17 protein-coding genes are annotated in these 18,562 nt (G+C 65.1%); 9 read left to right on the top strand and 8 right to left on the bottom strand.

Going from position 1 to position 18,562, the window contains the following annotated elements; translation table 11 throughout:
* The first annotated feature begins 83 nt into the window (after window positions 1–83).
* Window positions 84–980, top strand: coding sequence for a helix-turn-helix domain-containing protein (locus H8B02_RS24290; protein WP_229168604.1), 897 nt, complete (start codon window positions 84–86; stop codon window positions 978–980).
* A gap of 158 nt (window positions 981–1,138) precedes the next feature.
* Here H8B02_RS24290 and H8B02_RS24285 read toward each other — a convergent pair whose 3' ends face one another.
* From H8B02_RS24285 to H8B02_RS24270, 4 genes are all read right to left on the bottom strand, one after another.
* On the bottom strand, window positions 1,139–1,591 hold the full coding sequence (locus tag H8B02_RS24285; protein ID WP_229168603.1) for a YybH family protein: 453 nt from the start codon (window positions 1,589–1,591) through the stop codon (window positions 1,139–1,141).
* Window positions 1,592–1,823: 232 nt separating this feature from the next.
* Window positions 1,824–3,437 (bottom strand): tannase/feruloyl esterase family alpha/beta hydrolase, encoded by a 1,614-nt coding sequence (locus H8B02_RS24280; RefSeq protein ID WP_229168611.1) that lies wholly within the window; start codon window positions 3,435–3,437, stop codon window positions 1,824–1,826.
* Between the two features lie 281 nt (window positions 3,438–3,718).
* Window positions 3,719–4,993, bottom strand: coding sequence for an NAD(P)/FAD-dependent oxidoreductase (locus H8B02_RS24275; protein ID WP_229168602.1), 1,275 nt, complete (start codon window positions 4,991–4,993; stop codon window positions 3,719–3,721).
* A 115-nt stretch (window positions 4,994–5,108) separates the two neighbouring features.
* On the bottom strand, window positions 5,109–6,515 hold the full coding sequence (locus tag H8B02_RS24270; RefSeq protein WP_229168601.1) for an MFS transporter: 1,407 nt from the start codon (window positions 6,513–6,515) through the stop codon (window positions 5,109–5,111).
* Window positions 6,516–6,705: 190 nt separating this feature from the next.
* On the opposite strand from H8B02_RS24270, the gene H8B02_RS24265 reads away from it, so the two are divergent.
* Together H8B02_RS24265 and H8B02_RS24260 are read left to right on the top strand one after the other, a co-directional pair.
* Window positions 6,706–7,014: a hypothetical protein gene (locus tag H8B02_RS24265; protein ID WP_229168600.1), complete on the top strand. Its 309-nt coding sequence runs from the start codon at window positions 6,706–6,708 to the stop codon at window positions 7,012–7,014.
* Between the two features lie 50 nt (window positions 7,015–7,064).
* Window positions 7,065–7,961: an RNA polymerase sigma factor gene (locus tag H8B02_RS24260; RefSeq protein ID WP_229168599.1), complete on the top strand. Its 897-nt coding sequence runs from the start codon at window positions 7,065–7,067 to the stop codon at window positions 7,959–7,961.
* A gap of 184 nt (window positions 7,962–8,145) precedes the next feature.
* Here H8B02_RS24260 and H8B02_RS24255 read toward each other — a convergent pair whose 3' ends face one another.
* A complete protein-coding gene (locus H8B02_RS24255; protein ID WP_229168598.1) occupies window positions 8,146–8,694 on the bottom strand; it encodes a DUF805 domain-containing protein in 549 nt (182 codons plus the stop codon).
* Window positions 8,695–9,077: 383 nt separating this feature from the next.
* Here H8B02_RS24255 and H8B02_RS24250 point away from each other — a divergent pair, with 383 nt between their 5' ends.
* The 5 genes from H8B02_RS24250 (at window position 9,078) to H8B02_RS24230 (ending at window position 13,891) form a co-directional block, all read left to right on the top strand.
* Complete coding sequence (locus tag H8B02_RS24250) at window positions 9,078–10,250, top strand: ABC transporter substrate-binding protein (RefSeq protein WP_229168597.1); 1,173 nt, start codon at window positions 9,078–9,080, stop codon at window positions 10,248–10,250.
* 286 nt (window positions 10,251–10,536) lie between these two features.
* Window positions 10,537–11,454, top strand: coding sequence for a branched-chain amino acid ABC transporter permease (locus tag H8B02_RS24245; RefSeq protein WP_229168596.1), 918 nt, complete (start codon window positions 10,537–10,539; stop codon window positions 11,452–11,454).
* Entirely contained in the window at window positions 11,451–12,398 is a 948-nt protein-coding gene (locus tag H8B02_RS24240) for a branched-chain amino acid ABC transporter permease (protein WP_229168595.1), read from the top strand. Before H8B02_RS24245 ends, H8B02_RS24240 begins: the two co-directional genes overlap by 4 nt.
* Before the next feature lie 4 nt (window positions 12,399–12,402).
* A complete protein-coding gene (locus tag H8B02_RS24235) occupies window positions 12,403–13,170 on the top strand; it encodes an ABC transporter ATP-binding protein (protein ID WP_229168610.1) in 768 nt (255 codons plus the stop codon).
* A complete protein-coding gene (locus tag H8B02_RS24230; protein WP_229168594.1) occupies window positions 13,163–13,891 on the top strand; it encodes an ABC transporter ATP-binding protein in 729 nt (242 codons plus the stop codon). The genes H8B02_RS24235 and H8B02_RS24230 overlap by 8 nt, the downstream gene beginning before the upstream one ends.
* 144 nt (window positions 13,892–14,035) lie before the next feature.
* Here H8B02_RS24230 and H8B02_RS24225 read toward each other — a convergent pair whose 3' ends face one another.
* Together H8B02_RS24225 and H8B02_RS24220 are read right to left on the bottom strand one after the other, a co-directional pair.
* Window positions 14,036–15,472 carry a glutamine synthetase family protein gene (locus H8B02_RS24225; protein WP_229168593.1) on the bottom strand — a complete coding sequence of 479 codons (1,437 nt, stop codon included), beginning with the start codon at window positions 15,470–15,472 and terminating at the stop codon, window positions 14,036–14,038.
* A 130-nt stretch (window positions 15,473–15,602) separates the two neighbouring features.
* Complete coding sequence (locus H8B02_RS24220) at window positions 15,603–16,961, bottom strand: aromatic ring-hydroxylating dioxygenase subunit alpha (RefSeq protein ID WP_229168592.1); 1,359 nt, start codon at window positions 16,959–16,961, stop codon at window positions 15,603–15,605.
* Window positions 16,962–17,071: 110 nt separating this feature from the next.
* On the opposite strand from H8B02_RS24220, the gene H8B02_RS24215 reads away from it, so the two are divergent.
* Entirely contained in the window at window positions 17,072–17,857 is a 786-nt protein-coding gene (locus H8B02_RS24215) for an IclR family transcriptional regulator domain-containing protein (RefSeq protein WP_229168591.1), read from the top strand.
* Between the two features lie 141 nt (window positions 17,858–17,998).
* Here the strand turns inward: H8B02_RS24215 and H8B02_RS24210 are convergent.
* Window positions 17,999–18,562 (bottom strand): helix-turn-helix transcriptional regulator (locus tag H8B02_RS24210; protein ID WP_229168590.1); only part of this gene is annotated, 564 nt, incomplete at its 5' end.

Raw genomic sequence — 18,562 nt, 5'->3', positions numbered from 1 at the left:
ATCCCCCTGCCGGGTTGGGCAGGAGCAAGGTCCGATGCAGACCCCAGATCACATAGTCGTCGCGCAAACGCTTGTTGCGCCGGGTGACGGTTTCGACCGCTGGCGTCACCTGCCGCGAATTCTCGCTGACCGAATGCCGCCGCGTCGCCGATGAGTCTTTTCAGGCCGCGATCGCGATCCGCCATTTCGGCCCGCTTGCGATCAACGACATCTGGTCCTCGACGCCCGCTGCCGACCGCATCCGGGTGATGCGCAGCGCGAGCGACGTCCGCCGGGACCCGCGCGACTATTTCATGCTGTGGCTGACGTTGCGCGGCGAGGTCAGCTTCGCCCAGGGCGGACGCGAGGTGCGCATGCGCCGGGGCGATCTCATGCTCCACGACCAGGCGCAGCCGTTCACGCTCGAATTCGCCCCGAGCGCGCGTTCGATCATGGTGTCGATCCCGCGGCCGCTGCTGCTCGCGCGTCTTCCTGATGCGCAGCGGCTGACGGCACGGCGGGTCGGCAACGCGTCGAAAGTGGGCGCGCTGGCAGGATCGTTGATCCGCCGGCTGACGCGCCTCGATGACGTGGCCGGGCCTGCTGCGATAAGGCTTGGCGCTTCAGTGCTCGATATTTTCGCGACCACGCTCCAGACCGAGCTGACGGACGATCTGCCGCTGCGCGGCGATGAACGGCTGGCGCGGGTTAAGGCCTACATCCTGGCCCATCTCGACGACCCCGAGCTCGATCTTGATACAATCGCCACGGCGCAGAACATGTCGCCGCGGACGCTCAATCGCCTGTTCGCGCGCGAAGGCACGACGCCAATCCGCTGGCTCTGGCAGCAGCGCCTCGCCGGAGCCTATCAGGCGCTGGCCGAGCGGCGCTTCACCAACGTCACCGATGCGGCGCTGAGCTTCGGCTTCAGCGACGTCTCGCATTTCAGCCGCGCCTTCAAGGCCGCGTTCGGCCGCTCGCCGCATCAGGTGATGGGCTGACGCTGTATCCACCAGTGCGGCTGCGCGGCGGCACGGAGCGATGGCAAACTGTCGACCGGTTCGCGTTCCGCCTCGCTTCATGCGGCCCGCCTCGCGCACAAGGCGAGAGGCGAACCGAGATCGGCAGCACCCTTTGCTGCGTGGATCATTGAAGACACTTATTTCGCCGGAGGCGCCTTCGGGAAGGCCGACACCATCCGGATCTTCCAATTTCCGCCCTGGTTGACATACGCCCCGGTCCAGCGGCCAACCACATCAAGCGGCTCGCCATTCTGGTTCTTGCCGGTGATGTGATATTCGCCAGTCGCGATAGCCGTATCGGCTCCCAACGGCAGGGCCTCGTCCACCGTTATTTCATTGTGGTTGAACCCGGCCTTGAAGATACCTTCGTAGGTCTGGGCGACATCGGTGTGCGACCCGGTCGCATTGACGACCATCCCGCCAGGCGCATAGAGCGCAGCGATCCCGGCGCCATTCTGCTTGTTGAAGCTGTCGGCGTAGGCCGCCGCGACCTTCTCGAATTGTTGCTTCAGACTTTCGTCGCCAGCGGTCGCGGTCGCAGGCATCGCGAGCAACGCAATGAACAGATATAAGGCGGAAGACATTCGCATTGCATTCCCTCCTTAAAATCGTTGTTGAGGATCTGTCTCGGCCAGCCGGGACCGCGATGGTGTAGCACATCGACCATCGATGAGAGCTGCCCGCGCGCCGCGATACGGCAATGCCGCTGGCTAAGAGGGGGTAGTCCCGCTGGCGGAGCCGCGGGGCTCCACGATCGCCGCATGCGCTGCTGCGCTCGCGCGGCACAAGGAGAGCCGATCCGAAGTTGTGAGGAAGCGTACCTCACGGCGCGCACGCAAAACTCGACGCCGCGGTGAGCGGTCCTGCCTTGTAATGCGGCCATGTCGGCCAGCGGCACAACGGCAGCGCGCGGAGGGTGTCGAAGGCCGGCGCCTCGGTCTTCTGCTCGCGCACTTCCAGATCGCCGGGCGCCTTGCCGTTCTCGACCCAGTCGACCAGCACGGCCAGCATGTCGACATTGGCGGGTGCGCCGGAGCCGACATGGTCGACGCCGGGCGCGGTGTAGAGCCGGGCGAACTCCGCGACCTTGTCCTTGCCGAGCGTCTTCTCGACGTTCTCGAAGTAGCGGATCCCGGCATAGGGGCTTTGCGCATAGTCGGACATGTGTTCGAGGATCACGAGCTTGCCGCCGCGGGCGTGGAAGCGACTGAGGTCCGGATCGGTGGAATCCATCAGCGCGGAGACTTCCAGCACGCGCGCCTTGTGGTCCTCGGGTTTGTAGGTCGTGACGTCGAGTTTCGGATCGCGGGCGAAGACATATTGGATGCCGCCGGCGCCGTAGATCCAGGCAATGCCGTTGGTCGGAGCCGGCGGCTGCGCCGGCGCCCTGCTGCCGAGCCACCAGGCCTTCCAGCCGCCGGTCGGGCCGAACGCCGGCGTATCCTCGCCCGACACGCCCCAGCCCGGATAGTCGTCGAGGCCGTTGGCGAGCGGGAATGAGAATTTGTACGGCGCATGCAGGGTTTCGATCGCGGCAATTTGCTTGTCGGTCAGGCAGTCGTCGCCGCTGTGGCCGGCGGCGCATGCCAGCGTGGCCGGCTTGAACGCGGCCTTGCAGCCGACGGGATCCTGCACCAGTGCGTCGTCGGAGCCGTCCTGCGTGTCGCAGGCCTTCAGCACGGCGTCGGCCACGAGCTTGACCTGCGCCGGTCGGATCCAGCCGTCGCCCATCGTCACGAGGCCGGAGCGGGTGCCGCCATGCTGCAACCCGACCCAGTTGATCACGGGCACACGCGCGAAAATGCCGTCGAAATCGTCGGGGTAGCGCTGCGCCATGGTCAGCGCTTCACGACCGCCTTCCGACGATCCCATGAAGTACATCTTCGCCGGCGGCTTGCCGTAGGCGCGGACCGTCAGCGCCCGCGCGGCGTCGCGCACCTTCTTGTAGGCCTTGTGCGAAAAATTCTCGAACGCCTCGTCGTTGAGCGCGAACAGCTGCGGCGGCTCGCCGGGCTTCTGCTCGTGGCCGGAATCGGTGCCGACGGTGACGAAGCCGAGCGCCAGCGGCGAGGCCTTGTCGAATGGATAGGCCGGCGGCAGGCCGAGGCCCGTGATCAGCACGCCGTTGAAGCCGCCGCCGCCATATTGCAGAGAACGGCCGTTCCACTCGACCGGCAAGTTGACCTCGAACTTGATCGGCGGCGCCGTGGGATCGGCGGGATCGATATGGGCGAGCACCTTGCAGAAGGCGGGATTGGCCGGGATGATACGCGCTGCGGGCGTCGGCGCCTTCTCGGCGACCGAGGGCGGCGTCGGCGTCTGCAGCGTCGCCGTGTCGATCCTGACGGCGCCGTCGGCGGGGCCGGCAAGGCCGCTGCAGGTTGTCGCGGGATCGCCGGTCATCTCCGTCGCGAACGCGGCCGAAGCGCACGACATCAACGTGACAAGCGAGGCCGCGAACGCCCATACGCGCGCATCGATCTGCATTGCTTCCTCCCCCATGCAATATTGTTGCTCTGGCAAGTATTTCACGCGAAGTGTCGATGCACAATGAGTGAATGGCCGCGTGTGCCAGCAAGAGTTGCGTCATCCTGAGGTGCGAGCAGAGCGAGCCTCGAAGGATGCACGGCCACCAGCCGGGCCGCCGATCCTTCGAGACGCGCGTGCCGCGCTCCTCAGGATGACGGAGATAGAGTGAGTGCGCGTGACCGCGAGGCCTACTGCGCCACCTTGCTGCTGCCCTGCGTGATCAGTCGTGCGGCACGCTGGTCGCGGGTGTGGATCCAGAGCCAGTTCATCGCCACCGCAATCCGATGGCGCACGCCGATCAGGAAGTAGATGTGGGCGAGGCCCCAAATCCACCATGCCAGTGAGCCGCTCAGCTTGAGCCAGCCGAAGTCGATCACCGCCTTCTTCTTGCCGATCTGCGCGAGGCTGCCGGCATGCTTGTAGCGGAACGGCGGCAGCGTCTTGCTGTCGAGCCGGGCCTTGATCAGTGCGGCGACGTAGCGCCCCTCCTGCTTCGCGGCCGGCGCGATGCCGGGCACCGGATTGCCGTCGGGACCCTTGATCGTGACCGTGTCGCCGACCGCGAAGATGTCGGGATGACCGGGCACGGTCAGATCCGGCTCGACCTGCATCCGATGGGCGCGGTCGGCCGGCGCGTTCAGCCACTCGGCGGCGCGCGAGGCGCGCACGCCGGCGGCCCACACGATGGTGCGCGCCTCCAGCCTCTTGCCGCCGAACACGACGCCGTCGGCCGAGCATTCGGTGACCGGCTCGCCCAGCATCACCTCGACGCCGAGTTTTTCCAGCGACGCTTGCGCATAGGCCGAGAGATCGTCGGGAAATCCTGCCAGCACGCGCGGGCCGGCCTCGATCAGCACCACGCGCGCCTTGCGCGTGTCGATGTGACGAAAGTCTTGCGGCAGTGTGTCCTTGGCGAGGTCGGCGATGGTGCCGGCCATCTCGACGCCGGTCGGCCCGGCGCCGATGATGACGAAGGTCAGCAGCGCCGCACGCTTGTCGGGATCGGTTTCGCGCTCGGCGCGCTCGAAGGCGACCAGGATACGCCGCCGCAACGTGGTGGCGTCCTCCAGCGTCTTCAGGCCGGGCGCGAACGGCTCCCATTCGTCATGGCCGAAATAGGCGTGGCGTGCGCCGGTGGCGAGGATCAGCGTGTCGTAGGGAATGCTGCCGCCGTCATCGAGCTGCACCTGCTTTGCTGCCGCGTCGACGCCGCAGACATTGGCGAACAGCGTTGTCACCTCGGGCCGGTCGCGCAGGAGATAGCGGATCGGCCAGGCGATCTCGCTGGTCGCAAGCGACGCGGTCGCGACCTGGTAGAGCAACGGCTGGAACAGATGGTGGTTGCGGCGGTCGATCAGCGTGATCTCGACCGGCGCGCCTGCGAGACCGAAGGCGGCTTCGAGCCCGCCGAAGCCGGCGCCGACGATCACCACACGATGAGGTTTGGCCGGCGCTTGCGTCATCTGATGTCGCCCTCGGTTCCGAACGGCTTCGTCATTTCATTATGTAGTCATTCGCAGCCTCATTCCAACACGAAATGCCCGATCGCTCGATAGCAAAACCCAATCGCGGCAAGCCTCACGCATCCTGCCGCGCGGCCGTGGCGACGACCCGTCGCCGCATCGGCAGGAACAGCCCCGCGACTGCTCCCGCGAACGACAGCGTTGCCGCAAGGCTCATCGCTGCAGCAAATCCATTGGTGAAATGTCCGGACGAATCGACCGTGCCATTGGCTACGAGGCTCGCGACCAGCGCCGCGATGCCGAACATCCCGCCGAGGAAACGGCCCATGTTGAAGACGCCCGACGCCTTGCCCATCTCGCTGACCGCGACCGCGCTCAGCACCGCGTTCTGTGCGGCCGGCATCGCCATCGATACGCCGACGCCGGCGAGCATCAGTGGTGCGACCAGCGCTGAGTAAGGCATCGACGGGGTGACGATCTCGCTGATCCAGCCGAGCCCGATCGCCTGCATCAGGAGTCCGGTGACCACGAGCGTGCGTTCGCCGAACCGGTTGACCACAGCGCCGGCGATCGGTGCGGTGACGAACAGCGTCGCCGTCCACGGCAACAGCCGCAGCCCGGCACCGAAGGCGTCGAAGCCGAGCGCGATCTGCAGGAACTGCGGCAGCAGGAACAGCACGCCATACATCGCGGCATAGAACAGCACGCTTGCGGCGATGCCGGCCGCGAACGGTCTGGCCGCGAACAGCCGCATCGGCACCATCGGGCTTGTGGCGCGCAGCTCCCACAGCACGAACATTGCTGCCAGCGCGGCGCCGGCGATCAGCGCGCCCGTCACTTCCGCGCTCGCCCATCCGGCGCTGTTGCCGCGCAACAGGCCCCAGACCAGCGCCAGCGCCGCGAGCGCGACCAGCGACAGTCCGGTGATGTCGAGCGGCGCGGTTGGCCCGAAGCTCTCGCGCAGGCGCGCCAGCACGAGGGCAATCGCGACGAGGCCGATCGGCAGGTTGATCCAGAAGATCCAGCGCCAGCCGAGATGTTCGGTGATGAAGCCGCCGATCGCGGGGCCGATGATCAGCGCGCATCCGGTGATGCCGCTGAAAATGCCGAGCGCGCGGGCGCGCTCCTCGCGGCCGAACGCGCCGCTCAGGATCGCCATCGCCAGCGGCATCACCAGCGCCGCGCCTGCGCCCTGCAGGGCGCGGGCGGCGATCAATGCTGCGGCATCGCCGGCCAGAGCGCAGGCCGCGGAGGCCACGACGAACAGGCCGATCCCGGCTGCAAACATCCTGCGCCGACCAAAACGGTCGCCGAGCGCCGCGCCGGTCAAGAGCAGTACCGCGAAGGTCAAATTGAAGGCGTTGACGGTCCATTGCAGCGTCTCCACGGCGCTGCCGAAATCGGCGCGGATGGTGGCGAAGGCCGTGGTCATGATCATGGCGTCCAGCGCCATCATGAAGGATGCCAGCGCGGTGAGGCCGAGCACCCAGCGCTGCTCGTTGCGCTCTCGAGGGGTCTGCATGGTCGTTCTCCGTTGGCGTGCCGCAAGGTTGCGGCGCGCTCGTCGACAAGACGATCCGGGATCGGCAAAGGATGCGGCAAAGAATTATTTTCGAATTATTGTTGCCGGACCGCATCCTTTGACCGCCGGCAAACGTCCTTGGATATGACGCGGCCGGTTCGGGCCGCAGAACCAGGCCAAGGAGGCTGCGATGAGACGGACCCTGATCAGGTACAAGACCAAGCCGGAAATGGCGGACAAGAATGCCGCGCTGGTTGCGGCGGTGTTCGCCGAGCTGGAGGCGGCAAACCCGGATGGCGTGCGCTATATGACCCTGCGGCTGGAGGACGACACTTTCATCCATATGGTCGAGACCACGGCCGATGACGGCTCGAGCCAGATCCCGAAGCTGGCGGCTTTCCTGGCCTTCCAGGACGGCATCCGCGATCGTTGCGCCGAGCCGCCGCTGGTTCGCAGTGCTGTGATTGTCGGAAACTATCGTATGCTGGATGCGCCGTGAACCGACGGGCCTTGAACCGACTTGCCTTGAAGCGATCTGGCGGAGCCATCATGACGTCACCACCCCAAGCGCCGGCCGCGACCGATGTCGAGGCGCTGCTGGCGGCGATGCGGCCAAGGCTGCATCGCTATTGCGCCCGCATGGTCGGATCGGTCATCGACGGCGAGGATGTGCTGCAGGACGCGCTGATCAAGGCGATGGAAGCCTTCGCGCCTGCAGCCCCGATCCAGCACCCGGAAGCCTGGCTGTTCCGGATCGCGCACAACACCGCGCTCGATTTCCTCAGGCGGCGCAACCGCCAGGAAGCGCTCCACGCGCCGGAGGAGGTGGACATGTTGGCCGGAGACCTTGACGACGTCAGCCGCCGCGAGATCGCAGCAAGCAGCCTGCGCACCTTCATGCGGCTGCCGGTTGCGCAGCGTTCCAGCGTGATCCTGATGGATGTGCTCGGCTGCTCGTTGCAGGAGGTCTGCGGCATCATGGATTTCAGCCTGCCTGCGGTGAAGGCCGCACTGCACCGCGGACGCACGCAACTGCGCGCGTTCTCCCGCGAGCCCGACGATGCGCCGCGGCCCGGCCTGTCGCCGGCCGATCGCACCAGGCTGAACGCCTATGTCGGCCGCTTCAATGACCGCGACTTCGATGCCATCCGCGCCATGATCGCCGACGACATCAGGCTCGAGCTCGTCAACAAGACACGGCTGAACGGCAAGGCCGAGGTGTCACGCTACTTCGGCAATTATTCGAAGATCGACGATTGGCACCTGGTGACTGGACAGGTCGAGGGACGTCCCGCGATCCTGGTGTTCGATCCGAACGCACAGAGTGGGCCGCCGAGATCGTTCATGCTGCTCGACTGGTCGGCCGACAAGGTCGCTACGATCCGGGATTTCCGCCACGCGCCCTATGCGATCGACGGCGCCGAATGGGCGGTGGATCAAGGGTGATCGGCCTTCAACGCGTGGCGCAGTGACCGCGCCACAAACTCCGCGTCGTCCCGGCCTCCGAGCCGGGACCCATAACCACGAATGACAGTTGGTGCGCGATGCTGGAGCCACAGCTCGCTTCGCAAAGCAAGGCGGTGGTTATGGGTCCCTGCTTTCGCAGGGACGACAGTAGAGTGTGCGGCCGCTAACGCGTCTTGCCGCCGAACTCGCCGTTGGCGATGCGCGCGACGCGACTGCCGGCTGCGGCGGGTGCGCTGTTTCGCTCAAAGGGGCCGTCGCCGCCGGTCTCGCGCGGCGATGGCGGGGCTTCTTCGTAATAGCCGCCACTCCGCCAGACCAGCAGGACGATGTTCATTGCGCCATTGACGGCCGCGCCGACGACCGTTTCGGTGTGCTGATAGGTCAGCGCATATTCGGGAAATCGTCCGGCAATGGCCCTGTCGAGCACGAGGAGGGCGATCCATGCCGCCATCACGCAGACCGGATCCCATCCCATGTCGCGCACCCGCATCGACTGCAGCATGAAGCAGATGAGGAGCATGCCGTAGAAGGAAATGACTAGCACGGGGTTGCTCGATGCCTGCGCCAGCAGCACGTCCATCCGGCCGCTCGCCGGTGCGTTGCCCGTGACGCCGTAGACCAGCACCATAAAGCCGAACCCCGTCACCAAGGTGCAGAAGAAGAAGGCCAACCGGCCCATCCGGGCATTGAAGCCGAAGATGTAATTCAGCATGTGACGCACCCCTTTGGCGGCAGCGTCGCGCGGCGATGCTTTCCGGACCATGAAGCCCGCGAGCGATTGCTGGCCCGTGGTTTCCGGGTGCTTTACCGGATCGTTAAAGCCTGCTGCTGTTCTCCTCGGCCTACATCGCGCCCTGCGACAATCGTTGCCTACGCAACCGGCATTATATTTCTTGCAATGGTCGATTTGGACGAATTATGATGCACGGTGCTGGGGTATGCGCCGAAGGTTCTAATTGGGTGCCGTCGGTTCATGCTTGCTGCACACTTGCGATATCGCGCACAAAACACGTCACAGAACGGCGCGCGCAAAGCGTGACCCCCGGGCCTCGTGATCAAGCCTGGCGGGATCTTTGGTTGAGGAGGGGAGTGAATATGAAAAAGGCATTTTGGCTGGCAGGCGCCACGGTTCTGGCGCTCGCGCAGCCCGCGACGGCGGCTGACAGCGTCAAGATCGGCTTTGTCTCGACCTTCAGCGGTCCGACCGCCGTAATCGGCAACGACATGCGCAATTCGTTCGAGCTCGCACTCGACCACCTTGGCCGCAAGATCGACGGCAAGCCGGTCGAGGTGATCTACGAAGACGACCAGCAGAAGCCTGACGTCGGCAAGCAGAAGACCGAGAAGCTGGTGCAGTCCGACAAGGTCGACTTCATCGTCGGCTACATCTGGTCGAACGTGCTGCTGGCGTCGCTGAAGACCGCGGTCGATTCGAAAACCTTCCTGATCTCGGCCAACGCCGGTCCGTCGCAGCTCGCCGGCGAACTTTGCTCACCTTACGTGTTCTCGACCTCTTGGCAGAACGACCAGACGCCAGCCGCGATGGGCCTCTACATGAACCAGAAAGGCGTCAAGTCGGTGTTCCTGATCGGCCCAAACTATGCCGCCGGCAAGGACATGCTCGCGGGCGTGAAGAGCACGTTCAAGGGCGAGGTGGTCGGCGAGGAATACACGGTGTGGCCGAGCCAACTCGACTTCTCCGCCGAGCTCACCAAGGCGCGCAACTCCAAGGCCGAATCGATCTTCGTGTTCTATCCCGGCGCCGCCGGCGTCCAGTTCCTGAACCAGTACGCCCAGGCCGGCATCAAGGCGCAGATCCCGCTCTATACCGCCTTCACCGTCGACGAATTGTCGCTGCCGCTGCAGAAGGACAACGCGATCGGCATTCCTGGCGCGCAGGAATGGGTCAACGACCTGCCGAACGCCGAGAACAAGAAGTTCGTCGAGGATTATCGCAAGAAGTATCCCGGCCTGCGCCCGACCTATTACGGCGCCCAGGCCTATGACGCCGCCCAGCTGATCAACAGCGCCGTCGTCGCGGTGAAGGGCGACCTCACCAAGAAGGACGCCATGAAGGCGGAGATGGAGAAGGCCAACTTCAAGTCGCTGCGCGGCCCGTTCAAGTATGGCAACAACCACATCCCGATCCAGAACTTCTACCTGCAGGACGTGGTCAAGGACGCCGACGGCCAGCTTTCGCTGAAGACGGTCGCGACCATCGTCAAGGACGACCAGGACAAATTCCACGACAAGTGCGCGATGAAGTGAGGGGCGGGCGCCTTTTGGCGCGCGGCTTGCTTTCTTCACCTCGCCCCGCTCTTGTGGGGAGAGCATAGGCCGCCTCCGGAGGCCGTTCTTGACGAAGGACGTCGAAGCGCAGCTTCGGCTATGCGCGAAGCGATTGGGTGAGGGGGACTCTCCACGAGTCCGGTCTGCGGAGGCAGCCCCTCACCCCAACCCTCTCCCCGCAAGAGCGGGGCGAGGGAGAACGCGCAGCGTGCAACGCGACTGCGCGCGCGCTGCCGCTGTTTTGTTTCAGCCCATTGAAGGATCCATGTATCTCGTCGTCGAACAACTGCTGAACGGCCTGCAATTCGGTCTGCTGCTGTTCCTGCTGGCAGCCGGACTGACGCTGGTGTTCGGCATCATGGATTTCGTCAATCTGGCGCACGGCTCGCTCTACATGATGGGCGCCTATTTCGCGGCGACCTTCGTGGCCTGGACCGGCAGTTTTGTGCTCGGCGCGCTGATGGCGCTGGGCGCCACGCTCTTGCTCGGCATCGTGCTGGAATATGTCGCGCTCCGGCATCTCTACGGCCGCGACCATCTCGACCAGGTGCTGGCAACGTTCGGCCTGATCCTGTTCTTCAACGACGCCGTCCGGCTGATCTGGGGCCCGGCCGGCCTCGCGCTGCCGCTGCCGGCCTGGCTCACCGTGCCGGTGCAGATCATTCCCGGCGTGTACTATCCGGCCTACCGGCTGATGATCATCGTGGTCGCGCTGGCGGTTGCCGCGATGCTCTATCTTGTCGTGATGCGCACCCGCGTCGGCATGCTGATCCGCGCCGGCGCCTCCAACCGCGAGATGATCGGGGCGCTCGGCATCAACATCAAGCTGCTGTTCACGCTGGTGTTCGGCTTAGGGGCTGCGCTCGCCGGTCTCGCCGGGCTGATGCAGGCGCCGATCCTCACCGTGCAGATCGGCATGGGCGAGAACATCCTGATCCTGGCTTTCGTCATCATCGTGATCGGTGGCATCGGCTCGATCCGCGGCGCCTTCATGGCTGCGGTCTTCGTCGGCATCATCGATACGATGGGCCGCGCGTTCCTGCCCGACCTGCTGCGCAAGGTGTTGAGCGGGGCGGCGGCCTCGACCGCTGCGCCGGCACTGTCCTCGATGCTGATCTATCTCTTGATGGCGATCATCCTTGTGCTGCGGCCCGAGGGGCTGTTCCCGGCGGCCAAACGATGATGCCCAAGCTCAACGTCTCCAATGCGGTTGCAGCGCTGCTGTGCGCCGCGCTGGTCCTGCTGCCGGTCTATTCGGCGGTGACAGGCAATATCTTCATCCTCACGCTATTCACCCGCATCGCGATCTACGCGCTGGCGGCTGCGAGCCTCAATCTGATCATGGGCTATGGCGGCATGATGAGCTTCGGCCATGCCGCCTATCTTGGCATCGGCGGCTATGCCGTCGGCATTCTCGCCGCCGAGGGCATCGGTTCCGGCTTCATCCAGTGGCCGGTGGCGCTCGCGGTCTCGGCGCTGTTTGCGCTGTTGATCGGCGCGCTCAGCTTACGCACCCGCGGCGTCTATTTCATCATGATCACGCTGGCCTTTGCGCAGATGGCCTATTATGTCGCCTCCGCCCTGTCGCGCTACGGCGGCGACGACGGTCTCACCGTCTACAAGCGCAGCGATTTCGCCGGCCTGATCAATTTGTCGGACCGCAACCAGTTCTACTACCTCTGCCTCGCCTGCCTGTTCGGCGGCCTCTATCTGATCTGGCGCATCGTCAATTCGCGCTTCGGCCTCGTGGTGCAGGGCGTCCGCTCCAACGAGCAGCGCATGCAGGCGATCGGCTTCCATGCCAACCGCTATCGCCTGGTCTGTTTCGTGATCGCGGGCACGATCTGCGGCCTGGCCGGCGCGCTGCTTGCCAACAACACCGACTTCGTCAGTCCCGCCGTGATGTACTGGACCCGCTCCGGCGATCTCATGGTGATGGTGATCCTCGGCGGCATGGGCTCGCTGTTCGGCCCCGTCGTCGGCGCGATCGTCTATCTCTTGCTCGAGGAGTTGCTATCGCAGTTCACCGAATATTCGGGACTGATCCTCGGCCCGGTGCTGCTGTTGATCGTGCTGTTCGCGCGCGGTGGCATCATGGGCCTGCTCGGGAGGATGAGCCGTGGCTGATTCCCTGCCTGATCCCTTGCTCCGCGTCGACAAGCTGGTGCGCCGCTATGGCGGCATCACCGCGACCGACAACCTCTCGATGGAGGTCATTCCGGGCGAGCTGCACGCCATCATCGGCCCCAACGGCGCCGGCAAGACTACGCTGATCAGCCAGCTCACCGGGCAGGTGATGCCGAATTCCGGCACCATCTACTTCGCAGGCCGCGATGTTACGCACCTGCCATCCTACAAGCGCAGCCGGCTTGGGCTCGCGCGCTCGTTCCAGATCACCTCGCTGCTGAAGGATTTTTCCGCGATCGACAATGTCGCGCTCGCGGCGCAAGCGCATGACGGCCACTCGTTCCGCTTCTGGGGCAATGCGCGCAAGGAGCGGCACCTGCGCGACGCCGCGCGCGCGGCGCTGGAGCGCGTCGGCCTCGGCAAGCGCGCCGATATCGTGGTCTCGCAGTTGAGCCATGGCGAGCAGCGCGAGCTCGAGCTTGCCGTGGCACTTGCCACCAAGCCGAAGCTCTTGCTGCTCGACGAGCCGATGGCGGGGCTCGGCGTCACCGAATCCGCGCGGATGGTCGCGTTGCTGAAGGAGCTGCGCAAGGAAGTCACCATCGTGCTGGTCGAACACGACATGGAGGCGGTGTTCGCGCTCGCCGACCGCATCACGGTCTTGGTCTATGGCCGCGTCATCGCCTGCGGCGTGCCGGACGCGATCCGCAAGGACGAAGAGGTCAAGCGCGCCTATCTCGGCGATCAGCATGCGGTGACGCGCCATGGTTGACACCAAAACCGCTGAAACCCTGCTCGAAGTCGACGCGATCGAGACCTGCTACGGGTTGAGCCAGGTGCTGTACGGCCTGTCGTTGCAGATCAAGGCCGGCGAGATGGTTGCGCTGATGGGCCGCAACGGCATGGGCAAGACCACCACCATCCGCTCGATCATGGGCCTGACGCCCGCGCGATCAGGCGCCATCCGCTTCGCCGGCGAGGCGGTGCGCGGCCTGCCGTCGTACAGGATCGCAAAGCTCGGGATCGGCTTGGTGCCCGAGGGCCGCCAGATCTTTCCGAACCTGACGGTGCGCGAAAATCTCGTCGCCGCATCAGGCAATCGCCTCAACGCCTCCGATCCCTGGACGATCGACAAGATCCATGCGCTGTTCCCGCGGCTCGCCGAACGCACCAGCAATATGGGCGTCACGCTGTCCGGCGGCGAGCAGCAGATGCTCGCGATCGGCCGCGCGCTGATGACCAACCCGAGGCTCCTGATCCTCGACGAGGCGACCGAAGGCCTCGCGCCCTTGATCCGCGATGAGATCTGGAGCTGCCTGTCGATGCTGAAGGGACGCGGGCAGTCGGTGCTCGTCATCGACAAGAACGTCGGAAACCTCACCCGCATCGCCGACCGCCACTACATCATCGAGCGCGGCAAGACGGTGTGGAGCGGCACCAGCGAGCAGCTGATCGCCGAGCCGGATCTGCAGCACAAGTATCTGGGGATTTGAGGCGGGAATCGCCGGCGAACAAATCCTTCCCCGTCATCCTGAGGTGCGAGCGGAGCGAGCCTCGAAGGATCGACGGCCCGGCTGGTGGCCGTGCATCCTTCGAGACGCGCGAAGTCGCGCTCCTCAGGATGACGGATTGCGGGATCAAAACATCTCGAAATATTCGCGCTGCTCCCAGTCCGAGACCTCGGCCTGGAAACGCTCGATCTCCGCGTTCTTGATGAAGACGTAATAGTCGACGAACTCGGGCCCCAGCGCCTGGCGGAAGAACGGATCGTCTTGAAGCGCGAACACCGCCTCGCGTAGCGATTTCGGCAAGAGCGCGGCCTTGGTCTCGTAGGGCGTGTCGGCGGACGGGCCGGGATCGAGCTTGCGGTCGACGCCGTCGAGGCCGGAGAGAATTTGCGAAGCCATGTAGAGATAGGGATTGGCGGCCGGCTCGCCGATCCGGTTCTCCAGCCGCGTTGCCGGATCATTCGGGCCGCCGAGCACGCGGATCATGACGCCGCGGTTGTCACGGCCCCAGATCGCGCGATCCGGCGCCAGCGAATAGGAGCGGTAGCGCTTGTAGCCGTTGATGGTCGGCGTCGTGAACACGGTCGAGGCCCGCGCATGTTCGATCAGGCCGGCCAGCCAGGCACGGCCGAGCGCGCTCAAGGGCTCGCCGGCTTCCTTCGCCATGAAGACGTTCTCGCCGCCCGCGCGCGACACCAGCGACTGGTGCAGGTGCCAGCCGCTCGCGAACACGTTCGGCAGTTTCGGCCGGCACATGAAGGTCGCGTGATAGCCGTGGCGGCGCGCGATCTGCTTCACCGCCGAACGAAACAGCACCATGATGTCGGCGGGCGCAAGACCCACAGTGGGCGCGAAGGTGAATTCGCACTGGCTCGGGCCGAACTCGACCTCGACCGTGCGCAAGGGCAGGTCGAGCGCGATGATGTCGCGGCGGATGATCTCGAGCGCCGGCTCCATCTGATCGTAGCGCTGCTCGGTGAGATACTGATAGCCGTGCGACAGCAGGCTGACCGATGGCGGCCGTCCGGGCTGGCCGGCGTCCTCCGGCGCCATGTGAGCGTCGTCGAGCTTGAACAGATGGAATTCGACCTCGAGGCCGGCGACGAAATCGTAGCCGCGGCCTGCGAGCTGATCGAGCACCTTGCGATAGAGGTTGCGGGTCGCGAACGGCACCGGCCGTCCGTCGCTGAAATAGAGGTCGCAGAGCAGCCAGCCGGTGTTCTCCGCCCAGGGCAGCACGCGGAACGTGGTCGGGTCGGCGACCATCAGCACGTCCGCCGCGCCCTCCATCTCCTTCATGCCGAAGCCGCCGCCTGATGTGAACACCGGAAACACCGTCTTGTGCGAGGTGTCCTTCGCGAGCATCGTCGTGGTGATCGAGCAGCCGCCCTCCAGCGAGCGCACCGCTTCGCTGGCGATCAGCGTCTTGCCGCGCAGGATGCCGTGCTGGTCGGGAAATGAGAGACGGATAACCTCGAGGTTCTTCTCCTCGACGATGCGGCGGAGGCGGCTTGCCGCCTCCTTCTGCTCATCCGACCACAGGCCATGACGCTCGACGAAGCTCACCGCGCCACTCCTTTGTCTCGGCAATCGTCATTGCGAGCGAAGCGAAGCAATCCATCTTTCGGCATACGCAGGAACATGGATTGCTTCGTCGCTTCGCTCCTCGCAATGACGGCAAGTATCGGACACATGGCTATTCCGCCGCCGTCAGATGATGCACTTTGCCGGCGATCTCGCGCGGCACCGGAGCTGCCCACGGCGCGCCGCGGCGGCGCCTGACGTCGACCTCCATCCAGTAGAGCTCCCATCCCAGCGTCGGCCCGATGCCGTCCATCGTCGCGGGGCCCTGGATGCTGCGCGCGGAGGCGTCGTCGAGGAACAGCATCGGCTTCTCGCCGCCGGACACTTTCTCGATCTCCTGTCGCAGCAGGCGGCGATACTGCACGATCGCCTTGTCGCTCTGGCCGAGATGCTCGTTGGTGCGGTCCTGGATCGCTCCCATCGATTCCACCGCCCACTGGTCGTGGACATTGATGTCGCTGCCCATGCCGGTATAGGTCGCGGTGGCCTGCTCGTGCGGATCGAAGCCGTAATCGTTGCTGCTGTTCTTGCGCGACTTGTAGTCGGGCAGCGTATAGAGCTCGAGCCGCTGGTCGCGCATCTTCTGCTTGTCGACCGGCGCCGCGTAGCTGGTGAAGATCGCATACCAGTAGCAGTTCTCGTCATCGACCGGCACGTGCCACTGCGTGATCGTCATCTCGGTCGACATCGGGATGACGAAGCCGTGCGGGAACAGCTGGTTGGTGACGCGCACATGGGTGCGTTCCTCGTCGAGCTCGCGCAGCGCGATCAGGCGCAGGCCGTATTCGGTGTGCTCGACATTGATGATCGGTCGGTCATATTCGCGCAGGATCTTGGTCATCGGCATGTCGCTGCCGGCGGAGGCGCCGCGGAATTGCTTGCCGTAGGCCGCCGAAGTGTCCTCGTCCTCGAAGAAGCGATGCAGGAAGGACGCGTGCGCCGGATCGATGCCGACCTCGAGCGCTTGCAGCCAGTTGCAGTTCATGTGGCCCTTGAATGCAAACGTATGGCTGTCGGGTGCGACGAAGCAGTCGAGCTCCGGAAATGCCGGCGGGGTGCCTTCGCCGAGATACGCCCACAGGATGCCGCTCTTCTCGACCACCGGATAGGAGCGCTGCTTGATGCCTTTGCAGAGCTGCGATCCGGCAGGCTCGGCCGGCGTCTCGATGCACTGGCCACTGGTGTCGAACAGCCAGCCGTGGAAGGCGCAGCGCAGTCCGCCATTCTCGAGCCGGCCGAAGGCGAGGTCGGCGCCGCGATGTGCGCAGTGGCGATCGATCAGGCCATAGCTTCCGTCCTCGCCACGAAAGAGCACCAAATTTTCGCCGAGCAGCCGCACCGGCCGAACCGGGCGCGGCCCTTCCAACTCATCGACCAGAGCCGCCGGCTGCCAGTACATCCGCATCAGCTTTCCGCAGGGGTCCTTAGCCCCCGTGCGGGTGATCAGATCGTTCGCTTCCTGGCTCATCATGCCGGCGTCTCCTGAATTCGGATTTGTTCGCCTATTGAACGAATGTGCGAATTATGCCATGTCTGTTTTGGACAGCAAGCGCAATTTTTGAACCGTTCGAAGCCCAGCCCATGCCCAAGCTGAAGCGGACCGATCAGGACGAGCGCGCCACCGATTTCGTCGAGGCGCTCGATCGCGGCCTGCGCCTGTTGCAGGTGTTCGGCACCGTCTCGGGTCCTGCGACCTTGAGCGATCTGGCGCGTGCCGCCGATTTGCCGCGCGCCACCGCGCGCCGCATCCTGTTCACGCTGGCGCATGGCGGCTTCGTTTCGACCGACGGCAAGCTGTTCACATTGACCCCGCATGTGCTGACGCTGGCGGGCTCGTTCCTGCAATCCAACCAGGTGGTGACGGTGCTGCAGCCGGTGCTCGATCGGATCGCCACCGCAGCGCAGGAGATCGCGTCGCTCGCGCTGCTCGATGGCGATGACGTCGTGTTCGTCGCGCGCTCGAGCCCGACGCGGGTGTTCTCCGCCGGTCTCGATATCGGCTACCGGCTGCCGGCGTTCTGCACGTCAGTGGGCCGCGCCATGCTCGGCCGGCTCGATGACGCCGAGCTTGCGGCGCGGCTGAAGGCGATGCGCCGCGATCCGGTGACGCCGCAGACCACGACCGATCCGAAAAAACTGCTCGCCATCATCATCGCCGATCGCGCGCAGGGCTACTCACTGGTCGACCGCGAGGCAGAGCCCCATTTCCGTTCCATCTCGGTGCCGGTGCGCCGCTATGACGGCACCATCGTCGCCGCCATCAACATGGGCGCGCATGTCGATCGCGTTCCGGCCAAGGAATTGATCGACCGTTTCCTGCCGCTGCTGCGCGACGGTGCTGAGGATGTGAAGAGCCGGCTGCTCTAAGGCAGTCCAACTTCGCTGACGATTTTCGTCATTGCGAGGAGCAACAGCGACGAAGCAATCCATGCATCCACACCCGCGGAAGGATGGATTGCTTCGCTTCGCTCGCAATGACGGCGATAGCGGGTCGATCAAGCTGTCAGATTAGAGCGCCACGCTGCGCAGCCCGAACGAGCGCGCCTCGTTCTGCAGCACGGGCCGCACGGAATCGATCAGCCGCGCCGCGGCGGCATCGACGGATAGCCCGGCAGTGTCGACCACCGCGGATGCGCGGGCGTAGAGCGGCTCGCGGCTGACCAGGATGTTGCGCAATTCCGCCATCGCCGAGCGGTCGTCGGCCATCGGCCGCAGATCGCCCTGGCGGCGGACGCGGGCCATGTGCTCTTCCGGCTCGGCCTTCAGCCAGATCGTGTAGAACGACGACAGGATCAGGTCGAAGGTCAGCGCCTCGGAGACGATGCCGCCGCCGGTCGCCAGCACCATCAATTCCTTGCGCGCGAGCAGCTGCGTCAGCGCGGCCTGCTCCATGCGGCGAAAGCCTTCCTGGCCGTACAGCGCGATGATCTCGGCGACCGAGAGACCATTCTGCGCCTCGATCTCCTTGTTGAGCTCGACGAAGCTCCAGCCGATCTTCTTCGCCAGCATCCGGCCGAGCGTGGTCTTGCCGGCGCCGCGCAGGCCGATCAGCGCGATGCCGGAGAACGAGGC

Origin of the sequence: Bradyrhizobium altum (assembly GCF_020889705.1) — a bacterium.
GTDB lineage: Bacteria > Pseudomonadota > Alphaproteobacteria > Rhizobiales > Xanthobacteraceae > Bradyrhizobium > Bradyrhizobium altum.
This window is presented reverse-complemented; position numbering and strand designations above follow the sequence as displayed.

Excerpts from the sequence above, each read along its gene's own strand:
- H8B02_RS24285 (WP_229168603.1), bottom strand. The coding sequence starts at position 1,591 with ATGCGAATGTCTTCCGCCTTATATCTGTTCATTGCGTTGCTCGCGATG.
- H8B02_RS24280 (WP_229168611.1), bottom strand. The coding sequence starts at position 3,437 with ATGTCGTGCGCTTCGGCCGCGTTCGCGACGGAGATGACCGGCGATCCC.
- H8B02_RS24275 (WP_229168602.1), bottom strand. The coding sequence starts at position 4,993 with ATGACGCAAGCGCCGGCCAAACCTCATCGTGTGGTGATCGTCGGCGCC.
- H8B02_RS24270 (WP_229168601.1), bottom strand. The coding sequence starts at position 6,515 with ATGCAGACCCCTCGAGAGCGCAACGAGCAGCGCTGGGTGCTCGGCCTC.
- H8B02_RS24265 (WP_229168600.1), top strand. The coding sequence starts at position 6,706 with ATGAGACGGACCCTGATCAGGTACAAGACCAAGCCGGAAATGGCGGAC.
- H8B02_RS24260 (WP_229168599.1), top strand. The coding sequence starts at position 7,065 with ATGACGTCACCACCCCAAGCGCCGGCCGCGACCGATGTCGAGGCGCTG.
- H8B02_RS24255 (WP_229168598.1), bottom strand. The coding sequence starts at position 8,694 with ATGCTGAATTACATCTTCGGCTTCAATGCCCGGATGGGCCGGTTGGCC.
- H8B02_RS24250 (WP_229168597.1), top strand. The coding sequence starts at position 9,078 with ATGAAAAAGGCATTTTGGCTGGCAGGCGCCACGGTTCTGGCGCTCGCG.
- H8B02_RS24245 (WP_229168596.1), top strand. The coding sequence starts at position 10,537 with ATGTATCTCGTCGTCGAACAACTGCTGAACGGCCTGCAATTCGGTCTG.
- H8B02_RS24240 (WP_229168595.1), top strand. The coding sequence starts at position 11,451 with ATGATGCCCAAGCTCAACGTCTCCAATGCGGTTGCAGCGCTGCTGTGC.
- H8B02_RS24230 (WP_229168594.1), top strand. The coding sequence starts at position 13,163 with ATGGTTGACACCAAAACCGCTGAAACCCTGCTCGAAGTCGACGCGATC.
- H8B02_RS24220 (WP_229168592.1), bottom strand. The coding sequence starts at position 16,961 with ATGATGAGCCAGGAAGCGAACGATCTGATCACCCGCACGGGGGCTAAG.
- H8B02_RS24215 (WP_229168591.1), top strand. The coding sequence starts at position 17,072 with ATGCCCAAGCTGAAGCGGACCGATCAGGACGAGCGCGCCACCGATTTC.